The sequence below is a fragment of the Actinomycetospora sp. C-140 genome, from assembly GCF_054796175.1.
The window spans coordinates 1-25944 of the sequence record NZ_JBTWNF010000003.1; the positions used below are offsets into that span (position 1 = coordinate 1).

The window sequence follows — 25944 nt, forward strand, 5'->3', positions numbered from 1 at the left end:
GTGCGCGTAGAAGCAGCGATCACCACGTTCGCTGCGTCAACAGGCGCGCCTCAGGCGGCGGCGCTGCCGGACTCGTCAGAGCCGGACTCGTCCGAGGCGGTGGGCTCCTCCGAGGACTCCGGGGCGGCGATGCCGTCGATGGCGATGCGCCGGGCACCGGGCTGGGCCGGCTCGGCGTGGGCGCCGGCGACGCGCAGGGTCAGCACACCGGCGTCGTAGGACGCGGTGACCGCGTCGGCGTCGACGTGCTGGGGGAGGGTGAAGCTCCGGCGGAACGAGCCGTGGCGGCTCTGTCGGTAGCCCTCGCCGGACTGCTCGTCGCGGCGCTCGCCCCGGACGGTCAGGCGGTCGCCGTCGACCTCGACGGTGACGTCCTTGGCGACGTCCACGCCGGGCAGCTCGACGCGGACCACGGCGTCGTCGCCCTCACGGACGACGTCGGTGGTCGGCGCGAACCAGGCAGCGGGGCGACCGGTGCCGGGGCGGCGGAACAGGGCGGGAGCGACGGCGAACGGGTCGACGAAGCGCGGGCCCCAGGGGATCAGGGTGCTCATGGTGGTTCCTCCTCGATGGGGAAGGCAGCCCGGCCTTGCGGGCTCTCGACTCATGCAACCTGAGTCGGTTCCGCTCAATTCCCGTCGGGAGAACTTTCGAGCTGGGGGATTTCCTGATGTTGAACGCCAGCGTGGACGCCAGGCTGGCAACCACACGCCGACCCCGGGCGACGGGGCGACGGGCTACGGGGCGACGGGCTACGGGGCGCGGTCGTCGCGGACGTCGGCGTAACGGGAGCGCACCTGCTCGGAGATCGAGGCGTCGGTGACGTCGCGCGTGGTCTCGCGGGCGACGGTCCAGCCCGGCTCCTCACCGTGCAGCGCCCAGGCCGCCTGGCGGGCGGCGCCGAGGGCGACGTACTCCTGGGGCGCGAGGACCTCGACGGGCAGCCCGAGGACGTCGGGCGCGAGGTCCGCGACCGCCCGGGAGCGCGAGCCGCCGCCGATGAGCAGGGCCCGCCGGACCGGCACGTCCTGCGCGGCCAGCGCGTCGACGGCGTCGGCGAGCCCGCAGAGCATGCCCTCGACGGTCGCTCGGGCGAGGTTCTCGCGGGTGGCGTTCGCCGTGGTCAGCCCGACGTAGCGGCCCTGGGCCCCCGGGCGGTTGGGGGTGCGCTCGCCGTCGAGGTACGGCAGCAGGGTCAGCCCGCCCGCGCCCGGAGCAGCGCCCAGGGCCAGCTCGTCGAACCCGGCCGGGTCGACGCCGAGCAGCGCCGCCCCGGCGCCGAGCACGCGCGCGGCGTTGAGGGTGGCCAGCAGCGGCAGGTAGCCCCCGCGCGCGTCGGCGAAGCCCGCCACGAGCCCCGAGGCGTCGGTGGTGGGCCGGTCGTGGCCGGTGAACACCGCGCCGGAGGTCCCGATCGAGATGACGACCTCGCCGGGTCCCGGCCCGATCGCGAGCGACGCGCCGGCGTTGTCGCCGGTGCCGGCCGAGACCGCGAGCCCGTCCGGCGTCCGTCCGACCACCTCACCGGGCGCGGCCACCCGCGGCACGTCGAGCCCGCGCCCGAACGCCATCTCCAGCAGGTCGGGGCGGTAGTCCTCGGTGACGGTCGACCAGTAGCCGGTGCCCGACGCGTCGCCACGGTCGGTGGTCGCCTCGGCGGGCGAGCCGCGCAGCCGCCAGGTCAGCCAGTCGTGCGGCAGCATCACCCGCCGCGCGCGGTCGGCGACGTCGGGCTCGGCGCGGGAGGTCCAGCGCAGCTTGGTGGCGGTGATGCTCGCGACCGGCACGGTGCCGACGGCCTCGGCCCACTGGTCGGGCCCGCCGAGCTCCTCGATCAGCGCCTCGGCGTCCGGCGCGGACCGGGTGTCGTTCCACAGCAGCGCGTCGCGCACCGGCTCGCCGCCCTCGTCGAGCAGCACCATCCCGTGCTGCTGGCCGGCGACGCCGATGGCGGCGACGTCGGAGGTCCCGACCTCACCGAGCGCCCCCGCGAGCGCGTCCCACCACGCCCGCGGATCGACCTCCGTGCCGTCGGGGTGGCCGCGACGGGCCTCCCGCACGATCGTCCCGTCGGCCGGGTCCACGACGAGCACCTTGGTGGCCTGGGTCGAGGAGTCGACCCCGGCGACATACCGCTCCGAACGCGCCATGGCCGCAGTATCCCCACGATTAGGGTGACGTCGCGTGACCACTGGGGGGTTCCGGGAACGGTTCGTGGTCTGCGGCGAGGACATGCTCTCCCTGCGCATGGTCGAGGCGCTCGTGCGGCAGGCGCGGCGCGGTACCACCGACGTCGTCGTCCTGACGGCGCCGGGCGGCGCCGTGGTCGACCGGCTGCGGGCGATCCGCGGGGTCGAGGTCGTCGAGGTCGCCGAGCCCGACGACGAGGCCTTCGCCGCGGCCGGGGTCGACGCCGCGACGTCGGTGGCGCTCGTGCACCGCGACGACGTCGTCAACATCCACCGCGCCCTGCGCGTGCAGGAGCTCGCGCCCGCCGCGCGCCTCGTCGTCCGGCTCCACGCGCCGGCGCTGGCCGGGCGGATCCGGATGCTGCTGCCCCACGCCACGGTGCTGTCGGTCTCGGCGACGGCCGCGCCCGCCTTCGTCACCGCGGCGATCGGTGCGAGCTCGCGCCAGGACGTCGACCTGCCCGGCCACCCGATGATCGTCGCCGACCGCGACGGGCTGCGGCCCGAGCGCGTCGTGTGCGGGCTCGCGCGCCGCCCGGACGTCGGCGAGCCCGAGCTGCTCCCGGTCGACGACACCGGCGCCGACCTCGTCCTCGCCCGCGTCCCGCTCCACCGCGAGGGGCGCGTCGTCGGGCACCGCCGCGCGATCTGGCGGCGGGTGCTGAGCCGGATGTGGCGCCGGGTCCGCGCGAGCATGACCCGCTCGCTCGCCCAGGCGACCCTCGGGCTGATCGGGCTGCTCGTGCTCGGCACGGTCGCGTTCGCGACGCTGGCCGACCTCTCGTGGGGCGACGCGATCTTCCTGACCGTCCTGGACTCCGCGGGGGCCGCCGACCCGGACACCCACGTCTCGCCGGTCGCCCGCACGATCCAGGCGCTCGTCACCGTCGTCGGGATCGCGATCATCCCGCTGGTGACCGCCGTCGTGGTCGACGCGGCGGTCAGTGCCCGGTTCGCCGGCACGCCCCAGCGCTCGCGGCCGCGGCGGGGGCACGTCGTGGTGGTCGGCCTGGGCAACGTCGGGGTCCGCGTCGTCGAGCAGCTGCACGAGCGCGGTGTCCCGGTGGTCGCGGTCGACGACGTGGAGGGGCCCGGGGTGACCCAGGTGCGCCGCCTGGGCGTGCCCGTGATCGTCGGCGACTCGACGCGGCAGTCGACCCTGGACGCGGCCTCGGTCGCCGACTGCCGCGCGCTCGTCGCCGTCGGGCGCGACGACGTCGCGAACCTCGAGACCGGTCTGGTCGGCCGCTCCCTGCGCGCGCGGCTGCGGGTGGTGCTGCGGCTGCGCGACGACGACCTCGCCCGCCGGCTCGACCGCACGCTCGAGGTGGCGGTCTCCCGCAGCGTCTCGTTCCTCGCGGCGCCGGCGTTCGCCGCGGCGATGCGCGAGCACCAGGTGGTGGCCACCGTCCCGGTCGGGCGCTCGGTGCTCCTGCTCGCCGACGTCCCGATCGGGCGCAGCGCGCTGCTCGCGGGCCTGGCCGCGTCCGTGGCGGAGATCGAGGGCGAGGTCCGCGTGGTGGGGGTCTACCGCGGCTCCGGGGAGGACGCGGTGCTCGAGTGCCCGCCGCGGCCCCAGCGCCGGCTCAAGGTCGGGGACCGTCTCGTCGTCGCCGCGACCCGCAACGGGCTGGTGGACGTGCACGCGCGGTGCGCCGCCCGGATCTCCTCCTGACGCTCCTGCTCACGCCGTCCGCGCCGGACCACTGCGAGCGGCTCGGGAACCGGACGGCTCGGCCGGAGCGGGCTCGCAGCCGCACGACTCCCGGATGATCATTTCCGGCGGGATGCGGCGGGTGGTGGCCGGGGCGTCGGGCTCGGCGATGCGCGCCAGCAGCATGTGCACGGCCGTCGCCGCGATCTCGTGGAACGGCTGGGCCACGACGGTCAGGCGCGGGGAGAAGAGATCCGCCCAGGCGAAGTCGTCGAACGACGCGACGGCGACGTCGCCGGGCACCGAGAGCCCGGTGTCGCGCAGCGCCTGCAGGACGCCGATGGTCATGCTGTTGTTGCCGGCGACGATCGCCGTCGGCGGGTCGTCGAGGGCCAGCAGGCGGTGGGTCGCGGTCCGGGCCGTGGCGGTCTCGGAGGCGCCGGTGACCTCGAGGTCGGGGTCGACGGGCAGGTCGCGGGCGCGCAGCGCGTCGCGGTGGCCGTCGCGGCGCTCCGAGGTGGTGGCGAGCCCGGCGAGCCCGGCGACGAGGCCGATGCGGGTGTGCCCGTGGTCGGCGAGGTGGCCGGTCAGCGCGGCGGTCGCGTCCCGGTTCTCGCTGCCGACCTGGTCGTGGCCGGCGTCGATGAGGCGGTCGAGCAGCACCGTGGGCACCTCGTGGCGCGCGAGGTAGGCGAGCGCGGCGTCCGGGGCCGCCGACGGCGCGAGCACGACGCCGTCGACGCGGTGGTGGTGCAGGCGGGTGACGACGGTGAGCTCGTAGTCCGGGTCCTCGTGGGGATCGACCAGGAGCAGCGTGTAGCCCGCCGAGGCCGCCGCGGACTCGGCGGCGTGCAGCAGCTCGCCGAAGTACGGGTTCGAGATCGCGGACAGGACCAGGCCCATCGTCGTCGTCCGCGCGGTCGCCAGGGAGCGGGCGACCGTGTTGGGCGTGTACTGCGTCGCGGCGACGGCGGAGAGGACGAGTTCGCGGGTGCGGGCGCGTACGGGACGGGTCCCGTTGAGGACGTGGGAGACGGTGGCCGTCGAGACCCCGGCCATCCGCGCGACATCGGCCATCGTGACCATGCGCGGCTCCCGTCCATCCGGCGGTGTCGCGTCGGCGACCTGCCGCCCCCACGCGCAAGTTGTACCGCCTGCGCGCGATCGGCGCTCGCTCCCGATCTGACGCGGTTAAGCGCTTGCTTATGACGGAGCGGAGCTTTACGGTCACGCCACCGCCAGTGGCCCACGTCACGGACGTTGCCGGCGCGGGACCGATGACGGCGGATCACGGGGGGCGGGAGGCGCGATGCGCGGCGCGGCGCAACGTCGGGGGCGGGGCCGGGCACCGGCGGTCCTCGGGGCGGTCCTGGCGAGCCTGGCGTTGCTCGCCGGCTGCTCCGGCGCGGGTGCGCTGGGGGCGGCCGAGGGCGTCGAGACCGTCACGGTCGCCATCGTGTCCAACCCGCAGATGGAGGACGCGATCTCGCTCGCGCCCCAGTTCGAGGCGGAGAACCCGGGCATCCGGCTGCGGTTCGTCTCGCTGTCGGAGAACGAGGCCCGCGCCAAGATCACCGCGTCGGTGGCCACCGGCGGCGGCGAGTTCGACATCGTCATGATCTCGAACTACGAGACGCCGCAGTGGGCGCAGAACGGCTGGCTCACGAACCTCGAGCCCTACATGGCCGCGACCCCGGGCTACGACCGCAACGACTTCATCCCCACGGTGCGCGACTCGCTGTCCTACCAGGGCGCGATGTACTCGGTGCCGTTCTACGGCGAGTCGTCGTTCCTCATGTACCGCAAGGACCTCTTCGAGCAGGCCGGCATCCAGATGCCCGCGCAGCCGACGTGGCCGCAGATCGCGCAGATCGCCGCCCAGCTCGACCAGGGCCAGGGTCAGCGCCGCGGCATCTGCCTGCGCGGCAAGCCGGGCTGGGGCGAGGTCATGGCGCCGCTCGACACGGTGATCAACACCTTCGGCGGCCGCTGGTACGACCCGCAGTGGCGCGCGCAGCTGACCTCCCCCGAGGTGCGCCAGGCCGTGCAGTTCTACGTCGACCTCGTCCGGGAGCACGGCGAGCCGGGCGCGTCGCAGGCCGGCTTCTCCGAGTGCGCGACGCAGTTCGGCCAGGGCGAGGTCGCGATGTGGTACGACGCGACGTCGGCCGCGGGCACCGTCGAGGACCCCGAGGAGTCGACGGTCTCCGGCAAGATCGGCTACGCCCCGGCGCCCGTCGTCGCGACGCCGTCCTCGGGCTGGCTGTACACCTGGTCGCTGGGCATCCCGCAGACCTCCCCGCGCAAGGACGCCGCGTGGCGGTTCATGTCCTGGATGAGCAGCAAGGAGTACATCCAGCGGGCCGGCAACGATCCCAGCATCGGGTGGACCTCCGTGCCGCCCGGGTCCCGCCAGTCGACCTACCAGATCCCGCAGTACCAGCAGGTGGCCGGCCAGTACGCGCCGCTGATCCTCGACGGTCTGCAGCGGGCCAACCAGCAGCAGCCGACCGTGCAGCCGGTGCCGTACCAGGGCGTGCAGTTCGTCCGCATCCCCGAGTTCCAGGACCTCGGCACCCGGGTGAGCCAGCAGATCAGCGCGGCGATCGCCGGGCAGATCAGCGTCGACGAGGCCCTGGAGCAGTCGCAGAACTACGCGGAGACGGTGGGGGAGAGCTACCAGCGATGACAGCGACACTGGAAGAACGCCCCGCCCCCGAGGCCAACGTCGGCGGCGCCGCGATGGTCGACCGTGCCGAGGGGTGGCGGCGCCGAGGCCCGCTGCTCCCGGCGCTGATCTTCACGATCATCGTCACCCAGATCCCGTTCCTGCTGACGCTCTACTACTCGCTGCAGTCGTGGAACCTGGTCCGGCCGGGGTCGCAGGAGTTCGTCTGGTTCTCGAACTACGGCGACGTCTTCACCGACAGCCAGTTCCGGACGGTCGCGCTCAACACCGTGATCATGACGCTGGGCTCGGTGCTCATCGCCGTGGTCCTCGGACTGCTGCTGGCGCTGCTGCTCAACCGCCAGTTCGCCGGCCGCGGCATCGTGCGCACGCTGCTCATCACGCCGTTCCTCATCACGCCGGTGGCCGCGGCGCTGCTCTGGAAGACGGTGCTGCTCGACCCGACGCTCGGCCTGATCAACTTCGTGCTCACGCCGTTCGGCCTGTCGGGCACGGAGTGGATCAGCCAGTACCCGCTGGCCTCGGTGATGGCCGCGCTGATCTGGCAGTGGACCCCGTTCATGATGCTGCTGCTGCTCGCGGGCCTGCAGAGCATGCCGACCGACCAGCTGGAGGCGGCGCGGGTCGACGGGGCGAGCGCGTGGTCGACGTTCCGGGAGCTGACGCTGCCGCACCTGCGGCGGTTCATCGAGCTGGGCGTCGTGCTCGGCACGATCTACCTGGTCAACATCTTCGACCAGGTCTACATGATGACCCAGGGCGGCCCCGGCGTGGCCAGCGCGAACCTGCCGTTCTACATCTACCAGCGCGCCTTCCTGGGCTTCGACATCGGCCAGTCCGCGGCGATGGGCGTGGTCGTGGTCATCCTGACCCTGATCGCGGCGAACTTCGCGCTGCGCCTGATCTTCCGTTCGTTCAGTGGCGAGCAGGAGGCGGCCTGATGGCGGTCACGACGAGCACCCCACCCGACACGCAGCAGCCCGCGGCGCCGCCCGAGCCCCGTCGCCAGAAGCGCAGCGCCGCGAACGTGTGGCTGGGCGTCATCGCCTGGATCGTGGGCATCGCGTTCTTCTTCCCGGTCTTCTGGATGGTGCTCACCTCCTTCAAGCAGGAGACCGACGCCTACACGACGACGCCGAAGATCATCTTCGAGCCGACGCTGGAGCAGTACGAGGGCGTCTTCTCCGCCGGCGTCGGTCCGTACCTGGTGAACTCCGTGATCGCCACGGTGTTCTCCACGCTGTTCGTGCTGCTCCTGGGCATCCCGGCCGCGTTCGCGGTGTCGCTGCGCCCGGTGAAGAAGACCCAGGACGTCCTGTTCTTCTTCATCTCGACCAAGATGCTGCCGGTCGTCGCGGTGATCGTGCCCATCTACGTCGTGGTCAACCAGATCGGGATGCTCGACAACATCTGGACCCTGGTCGTGCTCTACACCGGCATGAACCTGCCGATCGCGGTGTGGATGATGCGCTCGTTCTTCCTCGAGGTCCCGGGTGAGCTGCTCGAGCAGGCCAGCATCGACGGCGCGCCGCTGTGGCGCACGCTGCGCGAGATCGTGCTGCCGATCATCTCGCCGGGCATCTTCGCCACGGCGCTGATCTGCGTGATCTTCGCGTGGAACGAGTTCTTCTTCGCGGTCAACCTCACCGCGGCGAACGCCGGCACCGTGCCGGTCTTCCTGGTCGGGTTCATCACCTCGGAGGGCCTGTACTGGGCCCAGCTCTCCGCGGCGGCGACCATGGCCGCACTGCCCGTGGTGATCGCGGGCTGGGTGGCGCAGAACAAGCTGGTGCAGGGCCTGTCGTTCGGTGCGGTCAAGTAGAGCAAGGGGAGCAGAACAGTGGCCGAAGTGGTGTTCGACCAGGCCTCGCGCATCTACACCCCGGGCGCGAAGCCGGCGGTCGACAGCCTGGACCTGACCATCGCCGACGGCGACCTCGTCGTGCTCGTCGGACCCTCGGGCTCGGGGAAGTCGACCGCGCTGCGGATGCTGGCGGGCCTCGAGCCGATCGACGCGGGCTCGGTGCGCATCGACGGCCGCGACGTCGTCGACGTGCCGTCCAAGGACCGCGACATCGCGATGGTGTTCCAGAACTACGCGCTCTACCCGTCGAAGACGGTCGCGGAGAACATGGCCTTCCCGCTGAAGATGCGCGGGATGGACAAGGAGGAGCGCGGGCAGCGCGTCCGCCAGGCCGCGGACATGCTCGGGCTCACCGAGTACCTCGACCGCAAGCCGAAGGCGCTCTCCGGTGGCCAGCGCCAGCGCGTCGCGATGGGCCGGGCGATCGTGCGCGAGCCGCAGGTGTTCCTCATGGACGAGCCGCTGTCGAACCTCGACGCCAAGATGCGCGTGCAGACCCGCGCGCAGATCGCCGAGATGCAGAACCGGCTCGAGGTGTCGACGGTCTACGTCACCCACGACCAGGTCGAGGCCATGACGATGGGCGACAAGGTCGCCGTGCTCGCCAACGGCCAGCTCCAGCAGTACGCGACGCCGCCGGAGCTCTACGACCGCCCGATCAACGCCTTCGTCGCCGGGTTCATCGGCTCGCCCGCGATGAACCTGCTCGACCTGCCGCGCTCGTCGAGCGGCGTCACGCTCGGCGGCGTCGAGATCCCGCTCCCGCGCGAGATCTCGGACGCCGCGGGGTCGCGCGACAAGCTCACCGTCGGCGTCCGCCCCGAGGACTGGGTGCTCGAGAGCAACGACGCCGACGCCGGGTCCGTGGTCAAGGCGGTGGTGGACGTCGTCGAGGAGCTCGGCAGCGAGTCCTACCTCTACGCCCACCTCGCCGAGGACACGTCGACGACGATCGTCGTGCGGGGTCCGGGCCGGGTGCAGGTCCGTTTCGGCGACCCGATCGCGGTGCGCCCCAACCCCGAGGCCCTGCACGTCTTCGACGCCGAGACGGGACAGCGCCTGCCCTAGTACTCGGGCAGGTCGATCGCGGTGGCCGCGCTGGCCACCCAATGCTCGTCGAACCCCTCGACGGACTCGCTCGCGCCGGTCATCTGGCGCGTGCGCTCGGCGTTGACCAGCGCGAGGTGCTGGTTGGCCTCGACGAACCCGCGCATCCGCTCGCGGTACGCCGCGAACGCCGTGGGCTCGCCCTGGGCGCGGGCCAGCTCGCCGGCGAGCACGTACGCGCCGACCATCGCGAGGCTCGTGCCCTGCCCCGACACCGCGGTGGCGCAGTAGGCGGCGTCGCCGACGAGGACGACGCGCCCGCGCGACCAGTCCTCCATGCGCACCTGGGTCATGGGGGAGAGGTAGAAGTCGTCGGCGCCCGCCATGCCCTCGAGCATCTCCGGGATGCGCCAGCCGCCGGCGGCGAAGGCCTCGGCGACCAGGCGGCGCTGCAGGCCGAGGTCGCGGTGATCGTAGGTGACGGGCCCGTCCGCCGGGTCGGCCCACCCCATGACCGCCCGGACCTCGGTGTTGTCCCGCGCCGTGTACAGCCCGACCATCGCGTCCGGGCGCTGGAGGAACACCTGCCAGCGGTCGAGCCCGAACGTGTTGGGCAGGGTGAACACGGCGATGTGCTGGCCGAGCGGGTACAGCCGGCCGTCGTCGTCGGGGCCGAAGGCGAGCCGCCGGACCCCGGAGAACTGGCCGTCGGCACCCACGACGAGGTCGACGTCGCGGCGCTCGCCGCTGCTCAGCTCCACGCGGACGCGGTCCCCGGTGTCCACGAGGCCGGTGACCCGCGCGCCGTAGTGGTACTCCACGCCGGCGGTCGCGCCGACCAGGATGTCGACGAGGTCGTCGCGCAGGATCTCCACGTCGGGCCCGTCGACCGGCCCACCGGTGAGCGTGAGGTCGGTGGTGCGCATCAGCTCGGTGCCGTCCTCGCCGACCACGGACATGCCGCGCATGTCGGTGCGCGCCCCGCGGAGCGCGTCCCCCAGGCCCATCCGCTCGGCGATCGTGAGCGCCGGGCCGCGGACGTCGACGGCCTGACCGCCGCGGCGCGGCGTCGGCGACGCCTCCACGACGACGGGCGTGAACCCGTGGTGGCGCAGCCAGTACGCGGTCGTCGCGCCCGCCACGCCCCCGCCGGACACCAGCACGTCGGTCATCTGTTCCTCCTCGCAGTACGGTGTACGAGCAGGAAATCTGCCGGTGGGCAAGGCCGCGCCGGCGAACTGTGCCGGCACAGACAGGACAGATCGTGGACGACGACCTCCCCTCGGAACGGGTCGCGGCGGCGCTGCGCGGCCGGATCGTCGACGGCGACCTGGGGCCGGGCGACCGCGTCCCCTCGACGCGGGCGCTGGCCGCCGAGCACGGCGTCGCGCTCTCGACGGCGGCGCGGGCGCTGACCCTGCTGCGCGACCGGGGCTGGATCCGCACGGTGCCCCGCTCCGGGTCGGTGGTGGCGTCGCGGGCCGAGGCCGAGCCCCGTCCGGCGCCGCGGGCGGGCAGCCGGGACGTCGTCGAGGTCGCGATCGAGATCGCGGACGCCGACGGGCTCGCGGCGCTGTCGATGCGCCGCGTCGCGAGCGCCCTCGGGGTCCCGACGATGTCGCTGTACCGGCTGGTGCGCGGCAAGGAGGACCTGCTCGTCGCGATGATCGACGCGGTGTTCGCCGCCGCCGCGCTGCCGCCGGCCACGGGGTCCTGGCGCGTGCGGCTGGAGGCCCTCGCGCGGCGGCAGTGGCGGGTGCACCGGCGACACCCCTGGCTCGCCCGGGCCCTGTCGCTGAGCAGGCCTCAGTCCTCGCCGGCACTGCTGCGCCTCGCGGAGGCCGAGCTCGCCGCGCTGGAGGAGGTCGTCGCCGACCCCGTCACCCGTTTCGACCTGCACGTCGTGCTGACCAGCTACGTCCGGGGCATGGCCGTCGACCTCGCCGCGGAGCTCGACGCCGAGGCCGACACCGGCGTCGACGCGGACACCTGGGCCGACCGGGACCCCCGGCTGCGCGAGACCCTGCACCGCCACGGCGGCCCGGCCCTGCGCCGCGTCGGCGACTACCCCTACGACCTGCAGCGCATCTTCGACGCCGGCCTCACCGCGCTCCTCGACGGGTTCGAGCACCGCCGGGGTGGTCAGCGAAGTGCCGTCACGGACACTGAGCGTCCGTATCGGGACTTCGATCACCGGTCCGGGAGGATCGAGCCATGATTCGCAACGTGGTGATGGGCCGGGTCCGCGAAGGCGTGCCGGCCGAGCAGGTCGAGGCGGCGATCCAGGCCCTGCGTGACCTCACCGTGGACGGCGTCGAGTTCCGCCTCGTCGGGGGCCAGGACCGCGGCCTGCGCGAGGGCAACGCGAGCTTCGCCCTGACCGCCGACTTCGTCGACGACGAGGCCTACCGGATCTACGACGCCGACCCGGAGCACAACCGCATCCGCCGCGAGCTCTTCGCGCCGATCGCGGCGTCGATCGACCGCATCCAGTTCGCCCTGCCCGACGACCGCTGAGGAAAATCCGTTCGCCCGGTTCGTCCCGATCCGGACAGGGTGGGGTCATGGCCCACGTCCTCGTGGTCGGTGCCGGCGCGCACGGACACACCCACCCCCACCTGCCCGTCGTCGCCGAGCTCGTCGCCCGCGGCCACCGGGTCACCTACGCGATCCCGGCGCCGTTCGCGGACCTGGTCGCGGCGGCGGGCGCCACGCCGCTGGTGCACCCCTCGGTGCTCCCCGACCAGGCCCGCGGCGAGCAGTGGCCCACCGACCCCGTCGCGGGCACCGCGCTCTTCCTCGACGAGGCGGTGCGGTCGCTCCCGCCGATCCGCCGGGCCCTCGCCGACGACGTGCCGGACATCGCCCTGTACGACATCGGCGGCTACCCCGCGATCGTCCTGGCGCGCGGCTGGGGCATCCCCGCGGTGCAGCTCTCGCCCGCGCTCGTCGCGTGGGACGGCTACGAGACCGACCTCGCCGACGACCTCGCCTTCCGCGCGACCCCCGGGTACGCCGCGTACCTCGCGCGGTTCTCGGCGTGGCTCGCCGGGTTCGGGATCGACGACGACCCCGAGCAGCTCGTCGGGCGCCCACGGCGTTCTATCGTCGAGATCCCGCGCGCCCTGCAGCCGTGCGCCGACCGCGTCGACCCGGACGTCTACACGTTCGTCGGGCCGGATCTGGACCGGCGGGCGCAGGAGGAGCAGTGGCCCGCCCCGGAGCGCCCGCTCGTGCTCGTGTCGTTCGGGTCGGCGTACCACGAGCACCCGGACCTGTTCCGCGCCTGCGCCGACGCCTTCGCCCCGGCGGGGTGGGAGGTCGTGCTGGCGATCGGCCCGCACGTCGACCTCGACACGCTGGGCGAGCTGCCCGAGCACGTGACGGCGCACCGCTGGGTGCCGCAGCTCGGGGTGCTCGGCCGGGCGAGCGCGTTCGTCACCCACGCCGGCATGGGCGGGTGCGCCGAGGGGCTCTTCCAGGGCGTCCCCATGATCGCGATCCCGCAGGCCGTCGACCAGTTCGGCAACGCGGCGATGCTCGAGGCGGCGGGCGTGGCCCGCACGGTGCCGTCCGCCGAGGCGACGCCGGAGCGGCTGCGCGAGGTGCTCCTCGCGCTGACGTCGTCGCCGGACGTCGCGGCGCGGCTCGCGGCGGAACAGGACGCGATCCGCCGGGGCGGCGGCGCGGCCGCGGCGGCCGACGTGGTCGAGGCGGAGCTCGCCTCAGATGAGTCAGCGAAGTGCCGTTACTGACGCTCAGCGTCCGTGACGGCGCGTCGCCGACACGCCGGCTACACCTGCACGACCGCGAGGTGGTTGCCGTCGGGGTCGCGCATCATGAACAGCGTCGGCGCGCCGGGCGCCTCCATGACCGGGTCGAGGTCGACGCCGCCGATCGCGGTGAGGCGGGCGTGCTCGGCGCGGACGTCCGGGGTCTCGACGCCGATGCTGCCGCCGCCTGGCTGCCCGCCCATCGGCGGGTTCAGCGCGAGCCGCGCGGTGGAGCCCGGCGGCGCGACCTCGACCCAGCGATTCTCGCCGTTCTCGCCGAAGCGGGCGTCGCCGCGCAGCTCCCACCCGAGCGTCCGTGTGTAGAAGGCGAGCGCGGCGTCCTGGTCGGCGACGGCGAACATCGCGACGCCGAGGTTCGAGACGGTGGTGCTGGTGGGGGTCGGCGCGGTCATCGGGGCTCCTCGGCGGCGGGGCGGTGGGAGCTCCGTACTGTAGGGGGACGCCGTGATCCTGAACAAGGACCAGAAGGGTCAGCCCGAGATGTAGGCCTCGAGCTGGTCGCGGTGCTCCTCGAGCTGGTCGATCCGGTTCTTGACGACGTCGCCGATGCTGACGATCCCCGCCAGCCGGTCCTGGTCGTCGACGACGGGGACGTGCCGGATGCGGCGCTCGGTCATCGTGCGGCTGAGGGTCTGCAGGTCCTCGCCGCCGCGACAGGTGGCGACGACGCTGGTCATGATCTCGGAGACCGGTGCGGCGAGGAGGTCGGCCCCACGCTGGTGCAGGTGCCGCACGACGTCGCGCTCGGAGACGATGCCGGCCAGCCGCTCGCCCTCGATGACGACGGCGGCGCCGACGTTGCGCTCGGCGAGCACGGCCAGCAGCTCGGTGACCGGGGCGTCGGGCGGGACGGTGAGCACCGCGGTCCCTTTGCGAGCGAGCACGTCCGCGATGCGCATGGCCGGTCCCTTCGTCGGGTTCTCGACGTCACACGAATATGACAGGAACCGTCCGGGTTCAGCCAGCCCCGGACGGTGACTTCTCGTGGCGGCCGACCATCACCGCGACCGCGAGCAACGGGACGGCCAGCGCGGCGACGAGGACGGGCAGCGACACCCACGGCGAGCCCGCGCCGACCGTCGCGAGCACCCCGAGCGCGACCGCCTCCGACCCGAGCCCGGCCACCGACGTGACGGTGGCGCGCGCCTCCCCGGTGACGGCGTCCTGGACCCGGGTCTCGACGACCACCAGCAGCATCTGCAGGACGCCCCACCCGGCGCCGAGCACGGCGAAGCCGGGGCCGAGGGGGAGGAGCGCTCCGACGGCCACGGCGGTCGCCGCGAGGGCCAGCAGCACGCCGAGCACCGGTCCGCGGGCCCGTGCGACGCGGCCGGCGAGGGCGACGCAGGCGCTCTCCGCGACGCCGACGCCGGCGAGGACGAGCGCGGTCACCGCCGGCGAGGCGCCCCGGTCGGCGGCGAGCAGCGGCAGGTACTCGTCGATCGCCATGAGGCCGGTGAAGACGGCGGTGACGACGACCGCGCGACGCAGCAGGGCGGTGCGCGAGACCTCGGCGAGCCCGGCGCGCAGCGTCGCCCACCACGCGGTGAGCGCGCCCCGGGATGACGCCCGGGGCGTCCGGGGTCGGTCGGCCTCCGGCAACGTCAGGGCGAGAGCCGCTCCGGCGAGCGCGGCGCCCGCGCCGACCAGGCCCGGCAGCACGTAGCCGCCGGACTGCACGAGCGGCGCGGCGGCGAGCGTCGCGAGCAGCGTGGCCGCGAGGTAGCCGGAGCGGGCGCGGCCCATCAGCGTGGCGTAGCCCTCGGCGGCGTCCCACCCGGCCAGCGCGTCGTACGTCAGGGCCTCGAGGGTGCCGGATGCGAGCGCGGTCCCGAGGCCCCAGAGCACGAAGCCCAGCGCGAAGACCGGGAGGCTCGGGGCGAGCACCCACAGGGCGAACGCCGACCCGGACAGCAGGCCGGCCAGCGCGAGCATCCGCCGCCGCGAGGTGATGTCGGCCCAGGCCCCCGACGGCACCTCGAAGGCCAGCGTCGTGACCGACCACAGCCCGAACAGCGCCGAGATCGCGGTGTCGGAGAGGCCGTGCTCGGCGAAGAGCAGGGCGTAGAGCGGGTACAGCGGCACGAACTGGCCGAGCGCCTCGACGGCGACGACCCGGGCGCCGAACCCGCGCGGGACCCTGCTGTCAGGCGATCAATGTCGCCGGAACGCGTTCTGCACGTGCTCCAGCCTATGTGAGCGAACTTTGGTGCTATAGCCCCGAAGTTCGCTCACGTACGAGACTGGCCGCCATGAGCGAGCCCATGACCCCGAGCGGCGGCAGCAGCCACGTCGAGCGCGCCTACCGCCTGCAGGGTCCCGACGACGCCCGCGCGCTCTACGACGAGTGGGCGGAGAGCTACGACGCCGAGCTCGCCGGCGAGACCCAGGGCTACGTCGCGCCGGGCCTCGCCGCCGACACCGTCGTGCGCGTCGCGGGCACCGGCGTCACCGTGCTCGACGCCGGGTGCGGGACCGGGCTGGTCGGCGCGGCGCTCGCCGAGCGCGGCGTCGGATTGATCGACGGCGTGGACGTCTCGCCCGGCATGCTCGAGCAGGCCCGGGCCACCGGCGCCTACCGCACCCTCGAACCCGCCGACCTCACCCGCCCGCTGCCCACGCCCGCCGACAGCTACGACGCCGTCGTGTGCGTCGGCACGCTGACACACGGCCACGTCGGGCCCGAGGCGCTCGCCGAGTTCGTGCGCCTCACCCGTCCGGGCGGCACCGTCGTCGCCACCGTGCTCGACGACATCTGGGAGTCCGGCGGATACCGCAGCGAGGTCGACCGGCTGGCCGCGTCCGGTGCCGCCGAGCTCGTGTCGGCGGACATCACCCCGTACCGCGCCGGCGCGGGTGTGGACGCGCGGATGCTGGTGCTCGCCGCCCGCTGAGGGATAGAACGGTGACCATGAGCGATCAGCCCGAGATCCTGTGGCAGCCCGACGAGGAGACGGTCCGGCGGGCGCGGATCACCGCGTTCGCGCAGCGGGTGGCCCGGGAGCACGGGGCGACCGTCGACGACTACGACCAGCTCTGGCGCTGGTCCACCGAGAACCTCCCCGAGTTCTGGGGCACCGTCGTCGACCACCTCGGCGTCCGGTTCCACGAGCAGCCCCGCGAGGTCCTGGCCTCGAGCGCGATGCCCGGGGCGACCTGGTTCCCGGGCTCGACGCTCAACTACGCCGAGCACGCGCTGTGGCCTCGCGACGGCGGGGCGGACGGGGACACGGCGATCGTCGCCGTGCGCGAGGACGGCCGGCGGGTCGCGCGCACCTTCGGTGAGCTGCGCGCCGACGTCGCCCGCGCGCGGGCCGGGCTCGTCGCGCTCGGGGTCGGGTTCGGCGACCGCGTCGTCGCCCTGTCGCCCAACTCCGTCGAGACGCTCGTCGCCTTCCTGGCCGCGTCGTCGCTCGGGGCGACGTGGTCGTCGTGCTCGCCGGACTTCGGCCCGCGCGCCGTCGTGGACCGCTTCGCGCAGATCGAGCCGTCGGTGCTCGTCGCCGTCGACGGCTACCTCTACAACGGCAAGTCCTACGACATCCGCGACACCGTGGGCTCGCTGCGCGCGCAGCTGCCGACGCTGAGCGCCGTCGTCGGCATCGACTACCTCGCCGACGGCGCCTGGTCCGGGCACGACGACGTCGTCGGCTGGACCGCGTTCACCGACCATCCCGACGCCGAGCTCGCCGTCGACCCGGTGCCGTTCGACCACCCGCTGTGGATCCTGTACTCGTCGGGCACCACCGGTCTGCCCAAGGGCATCGTGCACTCGCACGGCGGGATCGTCGTCGAGCACCTCAAGGCGCTGTCGCTGCAGCACGACCTCGGCCCCGGCGACCGCTTCACGTGGTTCACCACCACCGGCTGGATGATGTGGAACCTGCTCATCTCCGGCCTGCTGGTGGGCGCGACCGTGGTCGCCTACGACGGCAGCCCGGGCCACCCCGACCTCGACGTCCTCTGGAAGATGGCCGCCGACGAGGGCGTGACGCTGTTCGGGACGTCGGCGTCGTTCGTCCAGTCGTGTCTCAAGGCGGGCCTGCGGCCGAAGGACGCCTTCGACCTCACGGCGATCCGCTCGGTGGGCTCGACGGGCTCCCCGCTCTCGCCGGAGGGCTTCGACTGGATCCGGGACGCCGTCGGGAGCCACATCCAGATCGCCTCGGTCTCCGGGGGCACCGACACCTGCGCCGCGTTCGTCGGCGTCGCGCCCACCGTCCCGGTGTGGCGTGGCGAGATCTCCTGCCGCGCCCTGGGCTGCGCCGTCGAGTCGTTCGACCCGCAGGGCAACCCGGTGATCGACGAGGTCGGCGAGCTCGTGATCACCCAGCCCATGCCGTCGATGCCGGTGATGCTGTGGAACGACCCGGACGGCAGCCGGATGCACGAGTCCTACTTCGAGGACTTCCCCGGCATCTGGCGCCACGGCGACTGGATCCGGATCACCCCGCGCGGCTCGTGCGTCATCCGCGGGCGCAGCGACTCGACGCTCAACCGCGGCGGCGTGCGGATGGGCACCGCCGAGTTCTACGAGGTCGTCGAGTCCTTCGACGAGGTGCTCGACTCCCTGGTGATCGACACCTCGGGGCTCGAGGGCGCGCGCGACGGCGGCGAGCTGCTGTGCTTCCTGGTGCTGGGGGAGGGAGTGGCGTTCTCCGACGTGGAACCGCAGCTCAAGAAGGCCCTGCGCTCGCAGCTCTCCCCGCGCCACGTGCCCGACCGGTTCCTCGTCGTCGACGACATCCCCCGCACGCTCAACGGCAAGAAGTCCGAGGTCCCGGTCAAGCGCATCCTCGCCGGCACCCCCGTCGAGAAGGCCGTCAGCAAGGACGCGCTGCGCAATCCGGAGGCGTTGGAGACGGTGGTGGCGCGGGCGCGGGACTGAGGTGGAACGGAGTCAGCGTCGCCTACCGAGGTCCTCGTGGTTCGGCGCTTGATCCGCCCCGGTGCTCCTCTCACCCGATGTGGTCGGGCGAGAGGAGCAGCTGGAGCGATCATGTCCGCGAGGCCCTCGGGGTGGGCCGCCCATGACCAGGACACTCGAGGCCTCGGCGGGCAGGCGCTCCTCGTCAGGGCTCGAGGCCCCTCGCGGCCTCGACGCCGACTGAGTCACAGGGTGCGGACTCCCGTGAGCCGGCGTTTGCGACGACTCTCCCAGCCGGCAGCCTTGGTGATCGTCTCGTCGATGGCATCGATCCATCGGGCGGTCAGCCAGACGTGGACAGTGGCGTAGGCCCACGCCGCCATCGAGAGGGTGAAGGCCGGCCACGACCACCAGGTCGATGTCCCTGACGTCTGGGCGTGGACGATGTAGAGGATGCTCATGACCGGAGGCGGCACGAAGAACGCCACCGAAGCGATGACGGTGCCCTTGCGGGAGTCCAGCTCGGGACCGACCCATCGTCTCAATGCTCTCCTGGCCCTCGAACCCCGGTCGGACGTCATCGCCGGGAGCCACATGTCCGGATCGCCGACCGGTTGCCCTGGACTCCGCAGGTACGTCTCCCACATGAAGAGGTTGCCGTCGTCCTCTCCGGAGAACGCCGTGCGGAGTCGAGGGCTGAGGCGGCACGAGATGTAGGCCGCGACTCGGAAGATCGCCACGACGTGGTCGATGTAGCGCATCCAGAGCACGGAGGTGAGAATCGCGACGAGGGGCAGGGCTATGGCGTTGTCCGCCGCGGTGGCGGCCACACCGACACCGATGCCCGTCACGTTCAGCGCGAAGATGGCGCTGGCGTTGACCTGGTGGAACTGGCTCTCCGCGCGCAGAGTGACGAATTCTTCCTTGTCGAAATCGCGCGCGTCCACGGAATGTCAACCCCCCGCTCGACATCGTTGTGGGCGAACTCTACCCTGCGGGCGACACATGATCGAATCGTGCGACAACGGTCAAATCGGCCATTGTCGTGCCGCGGTTGCCGGCAGGCGGCCGCTGGCCTAGCGTGCCGGAAATGCCCGGCGACGACGTCGACTTCGTAGCACTGACGGACCGTCCGGAGGAATTGCGGAGAGCGCTGGACGAGCACGGTGTCTTCACTTTCGTGCCCTATCCCAGTGGGATGTTCCCGGCCAGTGACCTACCCCCGGAGGATCGGGCGTCGACCGGGATGGGCATGGCGTGGTTCCGGGACAACGCCCACGTGGCCGATGCCCTGCTCGAGGACGGCCGCGCCGACGAGGCGGCGGCCGTCGGCAGGGCGGTGCTCGAGGTCTTGCGTGCGAATCGAGGCGTTCTCGGCCAGGGGGAGGTCCGGCTGCCCGTCCGCGTCGACGGGGCGACGTTGGCGAACGACACCGAGAACCGCTCCCAGAACGACTCGACCGGCTATGCGCTGTGGCTCGTGTGCCGTCTGGCGCGGAGCGGGCATCTCGAGGTCGGACGCGCGGACCTCGAGGTGCTCGCCGAGGTCGTGGGGTACCTGCGCAGGATCGAGTTCTGGAGGGACGCGGACGAGGGCCACTGGGAGGAGGACAGGCGGGTCCAGGCGTCGAGCATCGGCACCGTTGTCGCCGGACTCCGGGCAGCGCGTGAGCTGTTCGTCGACCGCGGCCACGACCCGGGGGTGAACATCGACGACCTGGAGCGCATCGGGGTGGACGCCCTGTCGTCGATCCTCGCAGCCGGCCGGACCGATGACGTCGGTGACGATCGCGAGGGCGGGGCGGACTCCGAGATTCCGGCCGCTATCACGCCCGGCGTCGGAGTTCGCGAGTTCTTCCGATCTTTCGGACGGGACGGTCGGCCGTACGACGCGTCGCTGCTCTTCCTCGTCGAGCCGCTACGCGTGCTCCCTGACGAGGCTGCAGCACGCGTCGTCGCTGGTATCGAACAGCACCTGGTGCGCGATCACGGGGTGGCTCGGTATCTGGGCGACACGTACTGGGAGCCACGATTCCCGGACATCCTCGGTGTCGGAGAACGTACCTCGGCCGCCGAGGGTCGGATCGAGGACCGGAATCTCATGGGGTCCGGCGTCGCCTACACCGGGACGGAAGCTCAGTGGACCCTGTTCGACCCCGTACTCTCGGTGTACTGGGGCAGGATCTATGAGTCGGGTGGGAACGAACTGCATCACGAGCTTCAGATCCACTATCTGCGGCGATCGCTGTCGCAGCTGGTCGATATCGAGGCTGAACGCCAGAAGCGGAAAGGCCTTCCCGAGGCCTATTACCTCGAGTTCGACGGCGAGACCAATCACTGGGTGAAGAATGACCACACGCCCTTGCTGTGGAGCCAGGCGAACCTGCTCCGCGCGGTCAATCTGCTGGTGAGAACGAGCTGACGAACGCGGTCTCAGGGTGAGAGAACGGCACGTGCCGGGACGACCTCCGAGAGCGTGACCGTCGCCCCGAGGACGTCGCCGCGGTCGTCACGGCGTGACGAGATCAGGACGTCGAAGAACCGCGGCCGGTGCGGGGCGTGGCACGGCACCTCGACGCGCGCCGGTGCGGGGAGGTCGCCGCGCAGTGCGGTGCGGATGGCGGCGGCGACGTCCGCGCTCTGGGCGTCGGCGGCCTCGTCGCACAGCGCGAGGAACGAGCGCCCGACCCCGGCCCGCGCGGGATCGCCGCCGTTGGCGACGCAGAACTCGTGCCACGCCCGGTTGACCCACACGATCGTCCCGGTCGCGTCCACGAGCGCGGTCTCGACGGTCGGCTCGGCCGTCCGGTCGGCGAGCGGGGACGGTGGGACCAGCACGTCGCGGGCCGCTCGGACGGCGCCGTCGAGCTCGTCGGCCTCGATGCGCAGGGCCGTCCGCGTGTCGGGATCGCACAGGCCGGCCCGGGCCAGGAGCCGGAGCGCGACCCGCTGGATCCGGAGCAGCGCCGCGGTGGCGAGCTCGCTCGCCCGGCGCTCGCCGGCCGCGGTCCGGGCGCACCGCAGCATCGCGTGCGCGGTGTCGCGCGGGATGACGGACAGATCACTGCTCGTAATCATGGCGTGGCCCTGTGGTGGGAAGAGAGGCGGCGGCGACTATGCAGCGTGACCGGTCGCGGGACAACACCCCGTCGACCGTCGGCGACCGTCTGTGTCCGGATCGTTTCGTCGGATGGCCAGGGGCCGTCAGGCCGCCATCTCCGCGAGGTCGTCGGCGTCGGCGAGCACCGCGCCGGTCTGCTCGCGGACCTCGTCGGCGGTGACCCCCGGCGCGAGCTCCCGCAGGACGAAGCCGCCGGCGGTCACGTCGACGACGGCGAGGTCGGTGATGACCCGGGACACGACGCCGCGCCCGGTCAGCGGCAGCGAGCACGACTCGACCAGCTTCGCCCCGCCCTTCTTCGTCACGTGCTCCATGACGACGATGACGCGGCGGGCCCCGTGGACGAGGTCCATGGCCCCGCCCATGCCCTTGACCATCGCACCGGGCACGGCCCAGTTGGCGATGTCGCCGTTGGTCGCGACCTGCATGGCGCCGAGCACGGCGGTGTCGACCTTGCCGCCGCGGATCATCCCGAACGACAGCGCGGAGTCGAAGAACGAGGCGCCGTCGCGGACGGTCACGGTCTCCTTGCCGGCGTTGATGAGGTCGGGGTCGACCTCGTCCTCGGTCGGGTAGGGCCCGACGCCGAGCAGACCGTTCTCCGAGTGCAGCAGCACGTCGACGCCGTCGGGCAGGTGGTTCGGGATCAGCGTCGGGAGGCCGATGCCGAGGTTGACGTAGGAGCCGTTGGTCAGCTCGCGGGCCGCGCGGGCGGCCATCTGCTCGCGGGTCAGGGCCACGTCACGCCTCCCGGGTGGTGCGCTTCTCGATGTGCTTGTTCGCCACCTGCTCGCCGGTCAGCTCGACCACGCGGTGGACGAAGATGCCGGGCACGTGGACGTCGTCGGGGTCGATCTCCCCGGGCTCGACGAGCTCCTCGACCTCGGCGATCGTGGTGCGCCCGGCCATCGCCGCCAGCGGGTTGAAGTTCCGCGCGGAGCGGTGGAAGACGAGGTTGCCGTGACGGTCGCCCTTCGCCGCGCGCACGAGCCCGAAGTCGCAGACCAGCGACAGCTCGAGGACGAAAGGCTTGCGCTCCCCGTCCACGTCGAACTCGCGGACCTCCTTGGGCGGCGAGGTGACCGCCACCGACCCGTCGGGGGCGTAGCGCCACGGCATCGCCCCGTCGGCGACCCAGGTGCCGACCCCGGCGGGGGTGTAGAACGCCGGCACGCCCGAGCCGGCGGCGCGGAGCCGCTCGGCCAGGGTGCCCTGCGGGGTCAGCTCGACCTCGAGCTCGCCGGCGAGGTACTGGCGGCCGAACTCCTTGTTCTCGCCGATGTAGGACGCGACGACGCGGCCGATGCGGTGCTGCTCGAGCAGGATGCCCAGGCCCCAACCGTCGGTGCCGCAGTTGTTCGACGCGACGCGCAGGTCAGTGGCGCTGCCGCGCGAGAGGGCGTCGATCAGCACGATCGGCACGCCGGACAGGCCGAAGCCGCCCACGGCCAGCGAGGCACCGTCGCCGATGTCGGCGACGGCCTCGTCGGCCGAGGCGACGGTCTTGTCGATCGTCACGAGGCTCCCTTCGCGTGCTCGCGCAGCAGCGGCGTCACGACGTCGGGACGCTGGAACGACGCCAGGTGCGCGGCGTTGGTGACGGTCTCGAGACGGGCGCCCGGGATGCCGTCGGCGAGGATCTGCTGGCACTCCGGCGGGGTCGCGGGGTCCTCGACGCCGCCGACGACGAGGGTCGGCAGGGCGATGTCCCCGAGCTGGTCGACGACGTCCCACGCGGCGACCGCCTCGCAGCACGCGGCGTAGCCCTCGGCCGGGGTGGACGCGATCATGTCGCGCATCCGCCGGACGGTGTCGGGCTCGGAGTCGGCGAAGTCGTCGGTGAACCAGCGGGCGACGACGGCGTCGGCGATGGACGCCACGCCCTCGGTCCGCGCGGTGGTCGCGCGGTCCCGGAAGGCGTCGGCGTTCGGGAAGCGCGCGGCCGTGCAGAGCATGGCGAGGCTCGTCGCCCGCTCCGGGGCGTGCAGGCCGATCCACTGGGCGACCGCGCCGCCGAGGCTGACGCCGGCGAACGACGCGCGCTCGACCCCGAGGTCGTCGAGGGTCTCGAGGACGTCGCGGGCGAGATCGGCGACCTCGTACGGGCCGTCGGGGACGGGTGATCCGCCGTGGCCGCGGGTGTCGAGCGTGATCACCCGGTACTCGCCGGCCAGGTCCCGGCGCTGGGGCGCCCACATGTCGACCGTGCTGCCCAACGAGCACAGGAGCACGAGCGGGGGTCCGTCGGCGGGTCCGTCGGAGACGTGGTGGAGCTTCACGCCCTCACCGTGCCCGGTGGTGGGGGCGGGTGAACCGTCCGCTTCCACCCATCAGGAGTCCAGCTTCGACGGGTGCACGGTGAGCGCCGTGACCTCGACCTGCATGTAGGGGAACAGCGGCAGGCTCGTGAGCAGCTGGTGGAGCTCGTCGCCCGACGCGACGTCGAAGCGGCTGACGTTCGCGTACTGGCCGACGACGCGCCACAGCTCGGGCCACTTGCCGGAGCGCTGGATCTCGTGCGCGCGGGCCTTCTCGCGGGCGCGGAGGTCGTCGGCGACGTCCTGCGGCATGTCGTGGGGGAGGCGGACGTCCATGCGGACGAGGAACTGCACGGGTTCTCCCGGTGATCGAAGTACGGATACGGACGCTCAGTGTCTGCGACGGCACTTCGCTGACACGAGCTCTACCGGTCGGCGCGGTAGCGGGCGAGCTTGTCGGGGTCGATCGTGACGCCGAGGCCGGGGGCCTGGCGCGGGGCGGTGCGGCCGTCGGCGATCACCGGCGGTTCGGCGAGGACGTCGTCGGCCATGAGCAGGAAGTTGGTGACCTCGACGGGGTGGCGGGCGAGGGCGCGCTGGCCGCACGCGAGCGCCGTGGACGCCACCGTGCCGATCATGCCGTCGATCTGGTTGCCGACCATCGTGGTGACGCCGAGCCCCTCGCACAGCCCGACGATCTTCGCGGAGTCGGTGAAGCCGGTGCGGGCGACCTTGACGCTGATGGCCTGGGAGTCGCCGTCGAGCAGCGAGCGGGCGACGCCGCCCAGGGTGATCGTGGACTCGTCGCCGACCACCGGGATCGGGCTCTCGCGCACGATCCGGCGGCGCCCGAGGACGTCGTCGGCGGGGTTGGGCTCCTCGAGCATGGTGACGTGGAAGTCGGCGAGGCGGCGGGCGGCGACGATCGCGGTGTCGGCGTCCCAGCCGCGGTTGGCGTCGGCGTAGAGCTCGACCGCGTCGCCCAGCTCGCGCCGGAGCTCGCGGACCGCGGCGAGGTCATGGGCGAGGTCGCGGCCGACCTTCACCTTGAACGCCTCCACGCCGTAGGTGTCGTTGACCTCCACCGCGTCGGCGACCATCTCCGACGGCGTGCCCAGCCCGATCATGTGGGCGGCCGCGACGTCGTCGGCCGCGTGCCCGAGCAGCACGTGGACGGGTTGGCCGCACGCCTGGCCGACGAGGTCCCACAGGGCGACGTCGATCGCGCCCCGGGCGGCGTTGTTGGCGACGGTGCGGGCGAGGTCGGCGCGGATCCGCTCGCGGGCGAAGGGGTCGGCGCCGACGAGCGCCGGGGCGAACAGGTCGCGGACCGCGGCGACGATCGACGCCGCGGTCTCGCCGTAGGTGTAGGGGCGCGGCGGGGCCTCGCCGTGCCCGACCAGGCCGTCGTCGGTGGTGATCCGGACGAGGACGTGGTCGGCGGCGGTGACGGTGCCGCTCGCGAAGGCGAACGGCCGCCGGTAGGGCACGGCGAGGGGGATCGCCTCGACGGACGTGATCTTCACGCTGGGGTGTCCTCCTGGTCGGTCGCGGGTCGGCACAGCACGGCGAGGGCCCGCGCCAGGGCCGGCTGCGGGTCGTCGCGGCGCCACGCCAGGGCGACGTCGGTGGTCACGGGCTCGTGCTCGTCCAGCCCCACGTAGCGCACGCCCTCGACGGCCACCGCGAGCACCGAGGACGGCAGCAGCGCCACCCCCACGCCCGCGGCGACGAGGGCGAGCACGATCGAGGTCTGGTCGGCGGAGTGGGTGCGCCGCGGCGTGAACCCGGCCGCACGGCACGCCCGCGCCGCCGCGTCGCCCACCACCGAGCCCGGCGGCGCGTAGACGACGAAGTCCTCGTCGGCGAGGTCGGCGAGATGGGCCGGCGCCGGGGTGTGGACGGAGCGAGGGACGCCCTCGCTCCCCACGGCGAGCCGGTGCGAGGCCGGCACGGCCAGCACGAGGTGCTCGCGGGCGAGGACGTGGTGCGCCAGCCCCGGGTCGCTCACGGGCGGGCGCAGGACGGCGAGGTCGATGCGGTGGTCGGCGAGTGCCGTCTCGAGCGCCGGGGTGAGCAGCTCGGTGGTGAACGCCAGCTCGAGGCCCGGCAGCTCGCGCGCCAGGCGCCGGACGAGGTCCGGGACGTGGCGGTAGGTCGCCAGCCCCGTCGCCCCGACGCGCAGGTGCCCGAGCGCGCCCGCGGCGACGCGGCCCACCTGGTCGCGGGCCGCGTCGAGCGAGGCGAGGATGCGCACGGCCTCCGGGAGCAGCGCCTCCCCGGCCTCGGTGAGGTCGACCCGGCGGGTCGTGCGGTCGAACAGCGGAGCGCCCAGCTGCGCCTCGAGCTGCCGGATCGCCTGGGACAGCGGCGACTGGGCGATGTGCAGCCGCTCGGCCGCCCGCCCGAAGTGCCGCGTCTCGGCGACCGCGACGAAGTAGCGCAGCTGGCGCGTCTCCAC

26 protein-coding genes are annotated in these 25944 nt (G+C 73.1%); 11 read left to right on the forward strand and 15 right to left on the reverse strand.

Annotation, left to right across the window (positions count from 1 at the left end; all coding sequences use genetic code 11):
* Positions 1 to 50: 50 nt before the first annotated feature.
* Positions 51 to 554, reverse strand: a complete 504-nt coding sequence (locus tag ACR9E3_RS05600) for an Hsp20/alpha crystallin family protein (protein WP_460379078.1) — start codon at positions 552 to 554, stop codon at positions 51 to 53.
* 198 nt (positions 555 to 752) lie between these two features.
* On the reverse strand, positions 753 to 2150 hold the full coding sequence (xylB, locus tag ACR9E3_RS05605) for a xylulokinase (RefSeq protein ID WP_460379079.1): 1398 nt from the start codon (positions 2148 to 2150) through the stop codon (positions 753 to 755).
* Positions 2151 to 2184: 34 nt separating this feature from the next.
* Between xylB and ACR9E3_RS05610 the strand changes: the two genes are divergently transcribed.
* Positions 2185 to 3864 (forward strand): NAD-binding protein, encoded by a 1680-nt coding sequence (locus ACR9E3_RS05610; protein ID WP_460379080.1) that lies wholly within the window; start codon positions 2185 to 2187, stop codon positions 3862 to 3864.
* A 9-nt stretch (positions 3865 to 3873) separates the two neighbouring features.
* Here the strand turns inward: ACR9E3_RS05610 and ACR9E3_RS05615 are convergent, their stop codons facing one another.
* Positions 3874 to 4929, reverse strand: a complete 1056-nt coding sequence (locus ACR9E3_RS05615; RefSeq protein ID WP_460379081.1) for a LacI family DNA-binding transcriptional regulator — start codon at positions 4927 to 4929, stop codon at positions 3874 to 3876.
* 223 nt (positions 4930 to 5152) lie between these two features.
* Between ACR9E3_RS05615 and ACR9E3_RS05620 the strand changes: the two genes are divergently transcribed.
* Genes ACR9E3_RS05620 through ACR9E3_RS05635 form a run of 4 tightly spaced genes read left to right on the forward strand, consistent with a single transcriptional unit; the run spans position 5153 to position 9464 of the window.
* Positions 5153 to 6532 (forward strand): ABC transporter substrate-binding protein, encoded by a 1380-nt coding sequence (locus ACR9E3_RS05620; RefSeq protein ID WP_460379082.1) that lies wholly within the window; start codon positions 5153 to 5155, stop codon positions 6530 to 6532.
* On the forward strand, positions 6529 to 7473 hold the full coding sequence (locus ACR9E3_RS05625; RefSeq protein ID WP_460379083.1) for a carbohydrate ABC transporter permease: 945 nt from the start codon (positions 6529 to 6531) through the stop codon (positions 7471 to 7473). Before ACR9E3_RS05620 ends, ACR9E3_RS05625 begins: the two co-directional genes overlap by 4 nt.
* On the forward strand, positions 7473 to 8354 hold the full coding sequence (locus ACR9E3_RS05630) for a carbohydrate ABC transporter permease (RefSeq protein ID WP_460379084.1): 882 nt from the start codon (positions 7473 to 7475) through the stop codon (positions 8352 to 8354). The genes ACR9E3_RS05625 and ACR9E3_RS05630 overlap by 1 nt, the downstream gene beginning before the upstream one ends.
* An 18-nt stretch (positions 8355 to 8372) precedes the next feature.
* The gene (locus tag ACR9E3_RS05635; protein ID WP_460379085.1) at positions 8373 to 9464 is read left to right on the forward strand and encodes an ABC transporter ATP-binding protein; all 1092 of its coding nucleotides are present in this window, start codon (positions 8373 to 8375) and stop codon (positions 9462 to 9464) included.
* Here the strand turns inward: ACR9E3_RS05635 and ACR9E3_RS05640 are convergent.
* Positions 9461 to 10615, reverse strand: a complete 1155-nt coding sequence (locus tag ACR9E3_RS05640) for an FAD-dependent monooxygenase (protein ID WP_460379086.1) — start codon at positions 10613 to 10615, stop codon at positions 9461 to 9463. The two genes, ACR9E3_RS05635 and ACR9E3_RS05640, sit on opposite strands and share 4 nt — an antisense overlap.
* A 92-nt stretch (positions 10616 to 10707) precedes the next feature.
* On the opposite strand from ACR9E3_RS05640, the gene ACR9E3_RS05645 reads away from it, so the two are divergent.
* From ACR9E3_RS05645 to ACR9E3_RS05655, 3 genes are read left to right on the forward strand one after another with little or no spacing between them, the layout of a single operon-like run.
* Complete coding sequence (locus ACR9E3_RS05645) at positions 10708 to 11661, forward strand: GntR family transcriptional regulator (protein ID WP_460379087.1); 954 nt, start codon at positions 10708 to 10710, stop codon at positions 11659 to 11661.
* The gene (locus ACR9E3_RS05650; RefSeq protein ID WP_460379088.1) at positions 11658 to 11960 is read left to right on the forward strand and encodes a Dabb family protein; all 303 of its coding nucleotides are present in this window, start codon (positions 11658 to 11660) and stop codon (positions 11958 to 11960) included. Before ACR9E3_RS05645 ends, ACR9E3_RS05650 begins: the two co-directional genes overlap by 4 nt.
* Before the next feature lie 47 nt (positions 11961 to 12007).
* A complete protein-coding gene (locus ACR9E3_RS05655) occupies positions 12008 to 13198 on the forward strand; it encodes a macrolide family glycosyltransferase (RefSeq protein WP_460379089.1) in 1191 nt (396 codons plus the stop codon).
* Between the two features lie 38 nt (positions 13199 to 13236).
* On the opposite strand, the gene ACR9E3_RS05660 is transcribed toward ACR9E3_RS05655, so the two are convergent.
* The 3 genes from ACR9E3_RS05660 to ACR9E3_RS05670 all read right to left on the reverse strand — a co-directional run bounded on the left by ACR9E3_RS05660 (position 13237) and on the right by ACR9E3_RS05670 (position 15322).
* Positions 13237 to 13629, reverse strand: a complete 393-nt coding sequence (locus ACR9E3_RS05660; RefSeq protein WP_460379090.1) for a VOC family protein — start codon at positions 13627 to 13629, stop codon at positions 13237 to 13239.
* A gap of 78 nt (positions 13630 to 13707) precedes the next feature.
* Positions 13708 to 14136 (reverse strand): CBS domain-containing protein, encoded by a 429-nt coding sequence (locus ACR9E3_RS05665; RefSeq protein WP_460379091.1) that lies wholly within the window; start codon positions 14134 to 14136, stop codon positions 13708 to 13710.
* A gap of 58 nt (positions 14137 to 14194) precedes the next feature.
* On the reverse strand, positions 14195 to 15322 hold the full coding sequence (locus ACR9E3_RS05670) for an MFS transporter (protein WP_460379092.1): 1128 nt from the start codon (positions 15320 to 15322) through the stop codon (positions 14195 to 14197).
* A 167-nt stretch (positions 15323 to 15489) separates the two neighbouring features.
* On the opposite strand from ACR9E3_RS05670, the gene ACR9E3_RS05675 reads away from it, so the two are divergent.
* Positions 15490 to 16131, forward strand: a complete 642-nt coding sequence (locus ACR9E3_RS05675) for a class I SAM-dependent DNA methyltransferase (protein ID WP_460379093.1) — start codon at positions 15490 to 15492, stop codon at positions 16129 to 16131.
* Positions 16132 to 16148: 17 nt separating this feature from the next.
* Positions 16149 to 18125 (forward strand): acetoacetate--CoA ligase, encoded by a 1977-nt coding sequence (locus ACR9E3_RS05680; RefSeq protein WP_460379094.1) that lies wholly within the window; start codon positions 16149 to 16151, stop codon positions 18123 to 18125.
* A gap of 224 nt (positions 18126 to 18349) precedes the next feature.
* Here ACR9E3_RS05680 and ACR9E3_RS05685 read toward each other — a convergent pair whose 3' ends face one another.
* Positions 18350 to 19051, reverse strand: a complete 702-nt coding sequence (locus ACR9E3_RS05685) for a hypothetical protein (RefSeq protein WP_460379095.1) — start codon at positions 19049 to 19051, stop codon at positions 18350 to 18352.
* Between the two features lie 143 nt (positions 19052 to 19194).
* On the opposite strand from ACR9E3_RS05685, the gene ACR9E3_RS05690 reads away from it, so the two are divergent.
* On the forward strand, positions 19195 to 20526 hold the full coding sequence (locus ACR9E3_RS05690) for a glycoside hydrolase family 15 protein (RefSeq protein ID WP_460379096.1): 1332 nt from the start codon (positions 19195 to 19197) through the stop codon (positions 20524 to 20526).
* An 11-nt stretch (positions 20527 to 20537) separates the two neighbouring features.
* Here the strand turns inward: ACR9E3_RS05690 and ACR9E3_RS05695 are convergent, their stop codons facing one another.
* The 7 genes from ACR9E3_RS05695 to ACR9E3_RS05725 all read right to left on the reverse strand — a co-directional run bounded on the left by ACR9E3_RS05695 (position 20538) and on the right by ACR9E3_RS05725 (position 25944).
* Positions 20538 to 21182, reverse strand: coding sequence for a PAS domain-containing protein (locus tag ACR9E3_RS05695; RefSeq protein WP_460379097.1), 645 nt, complete (start codon positions 21180 to 21182; stop codon positions 20538 to 20540).
* Positions 21183 to 21308: 126 nt separating this feature from the next.
* Positions 21309 to 21965: a CoA transferase subunit B gene (locus ACR9E3_RS05700; protein WP_460379098.1), complete on the reverse strand. Its 657-nt coding sequence runs from the start codon at positions 21963 to 21965 to the stop codon at positions 21309 to 21311.
* Position 21966: 1 nt separating this feature from the next.
* Positions 21967 to 22737 (reverse strand): CoA transferase subunit A, encoded by a 771-nt coding sequence (locus ACR9E3_RS05705; protein WP_460379655.1) that lies wholly within the window; start codon positions 22735 to 22737, stop codon positions 21967 to 21969.
* Between the two features lie 2 nt (positions 22738 to 22739).
* Entirely contained in the window at positions 22740 to 23504 is a 765-nt protein-coding gene (pcaD, locus tag ACR9E3_RS05710) for a 3-oxoadipate enol-lactonase (RefSeq protein ID WP_460379099.1), read from the reverse strand.
* Positions 23505 to 23555: 51 nt separating this feature from the next.
* Positions 23556 to 23837, reverse strand: coding sequence for a muconolactone Delta-isomerase (gene catC / locus ACR9E3_RS05715; RefSeq protein ID WP_460379100.1), 282 nt, complete (start codon positions 23835 to 23837; stop codon positions 23556 to 23558).
* A gap of 71 nt (positions 23838 to 23908) precedes the next feature.
* Positions 23909 to 25009 carry a mandelate racemase/muconate lactonizing enzyme family protein gene (locus ACR9E3_RS05720; protein ID WP_460379101.1) on the reverse strand — a complete coding sequence of 367 codons (1101 nt, stop codon included), beginning with the start codon at positions 25007 to 25009 and terminating at the stop codon, positions 23909 to 23911.
* Positions 25006 to 25944 (reverse strand): LysR family transcriptional regulator, encoded by a 939-nt coding sequence (locus ACR9E3_RS05725; protein WP_460379102.1) that lies wholly within the window; start codon positions 25942 to 25944, stop codon positions 25006 to 25008. The genes ACR9E3_RS05720 and ACR9E3_RS05725 overlap by 4 nt, the downstream gene beginning before the upstream one ends.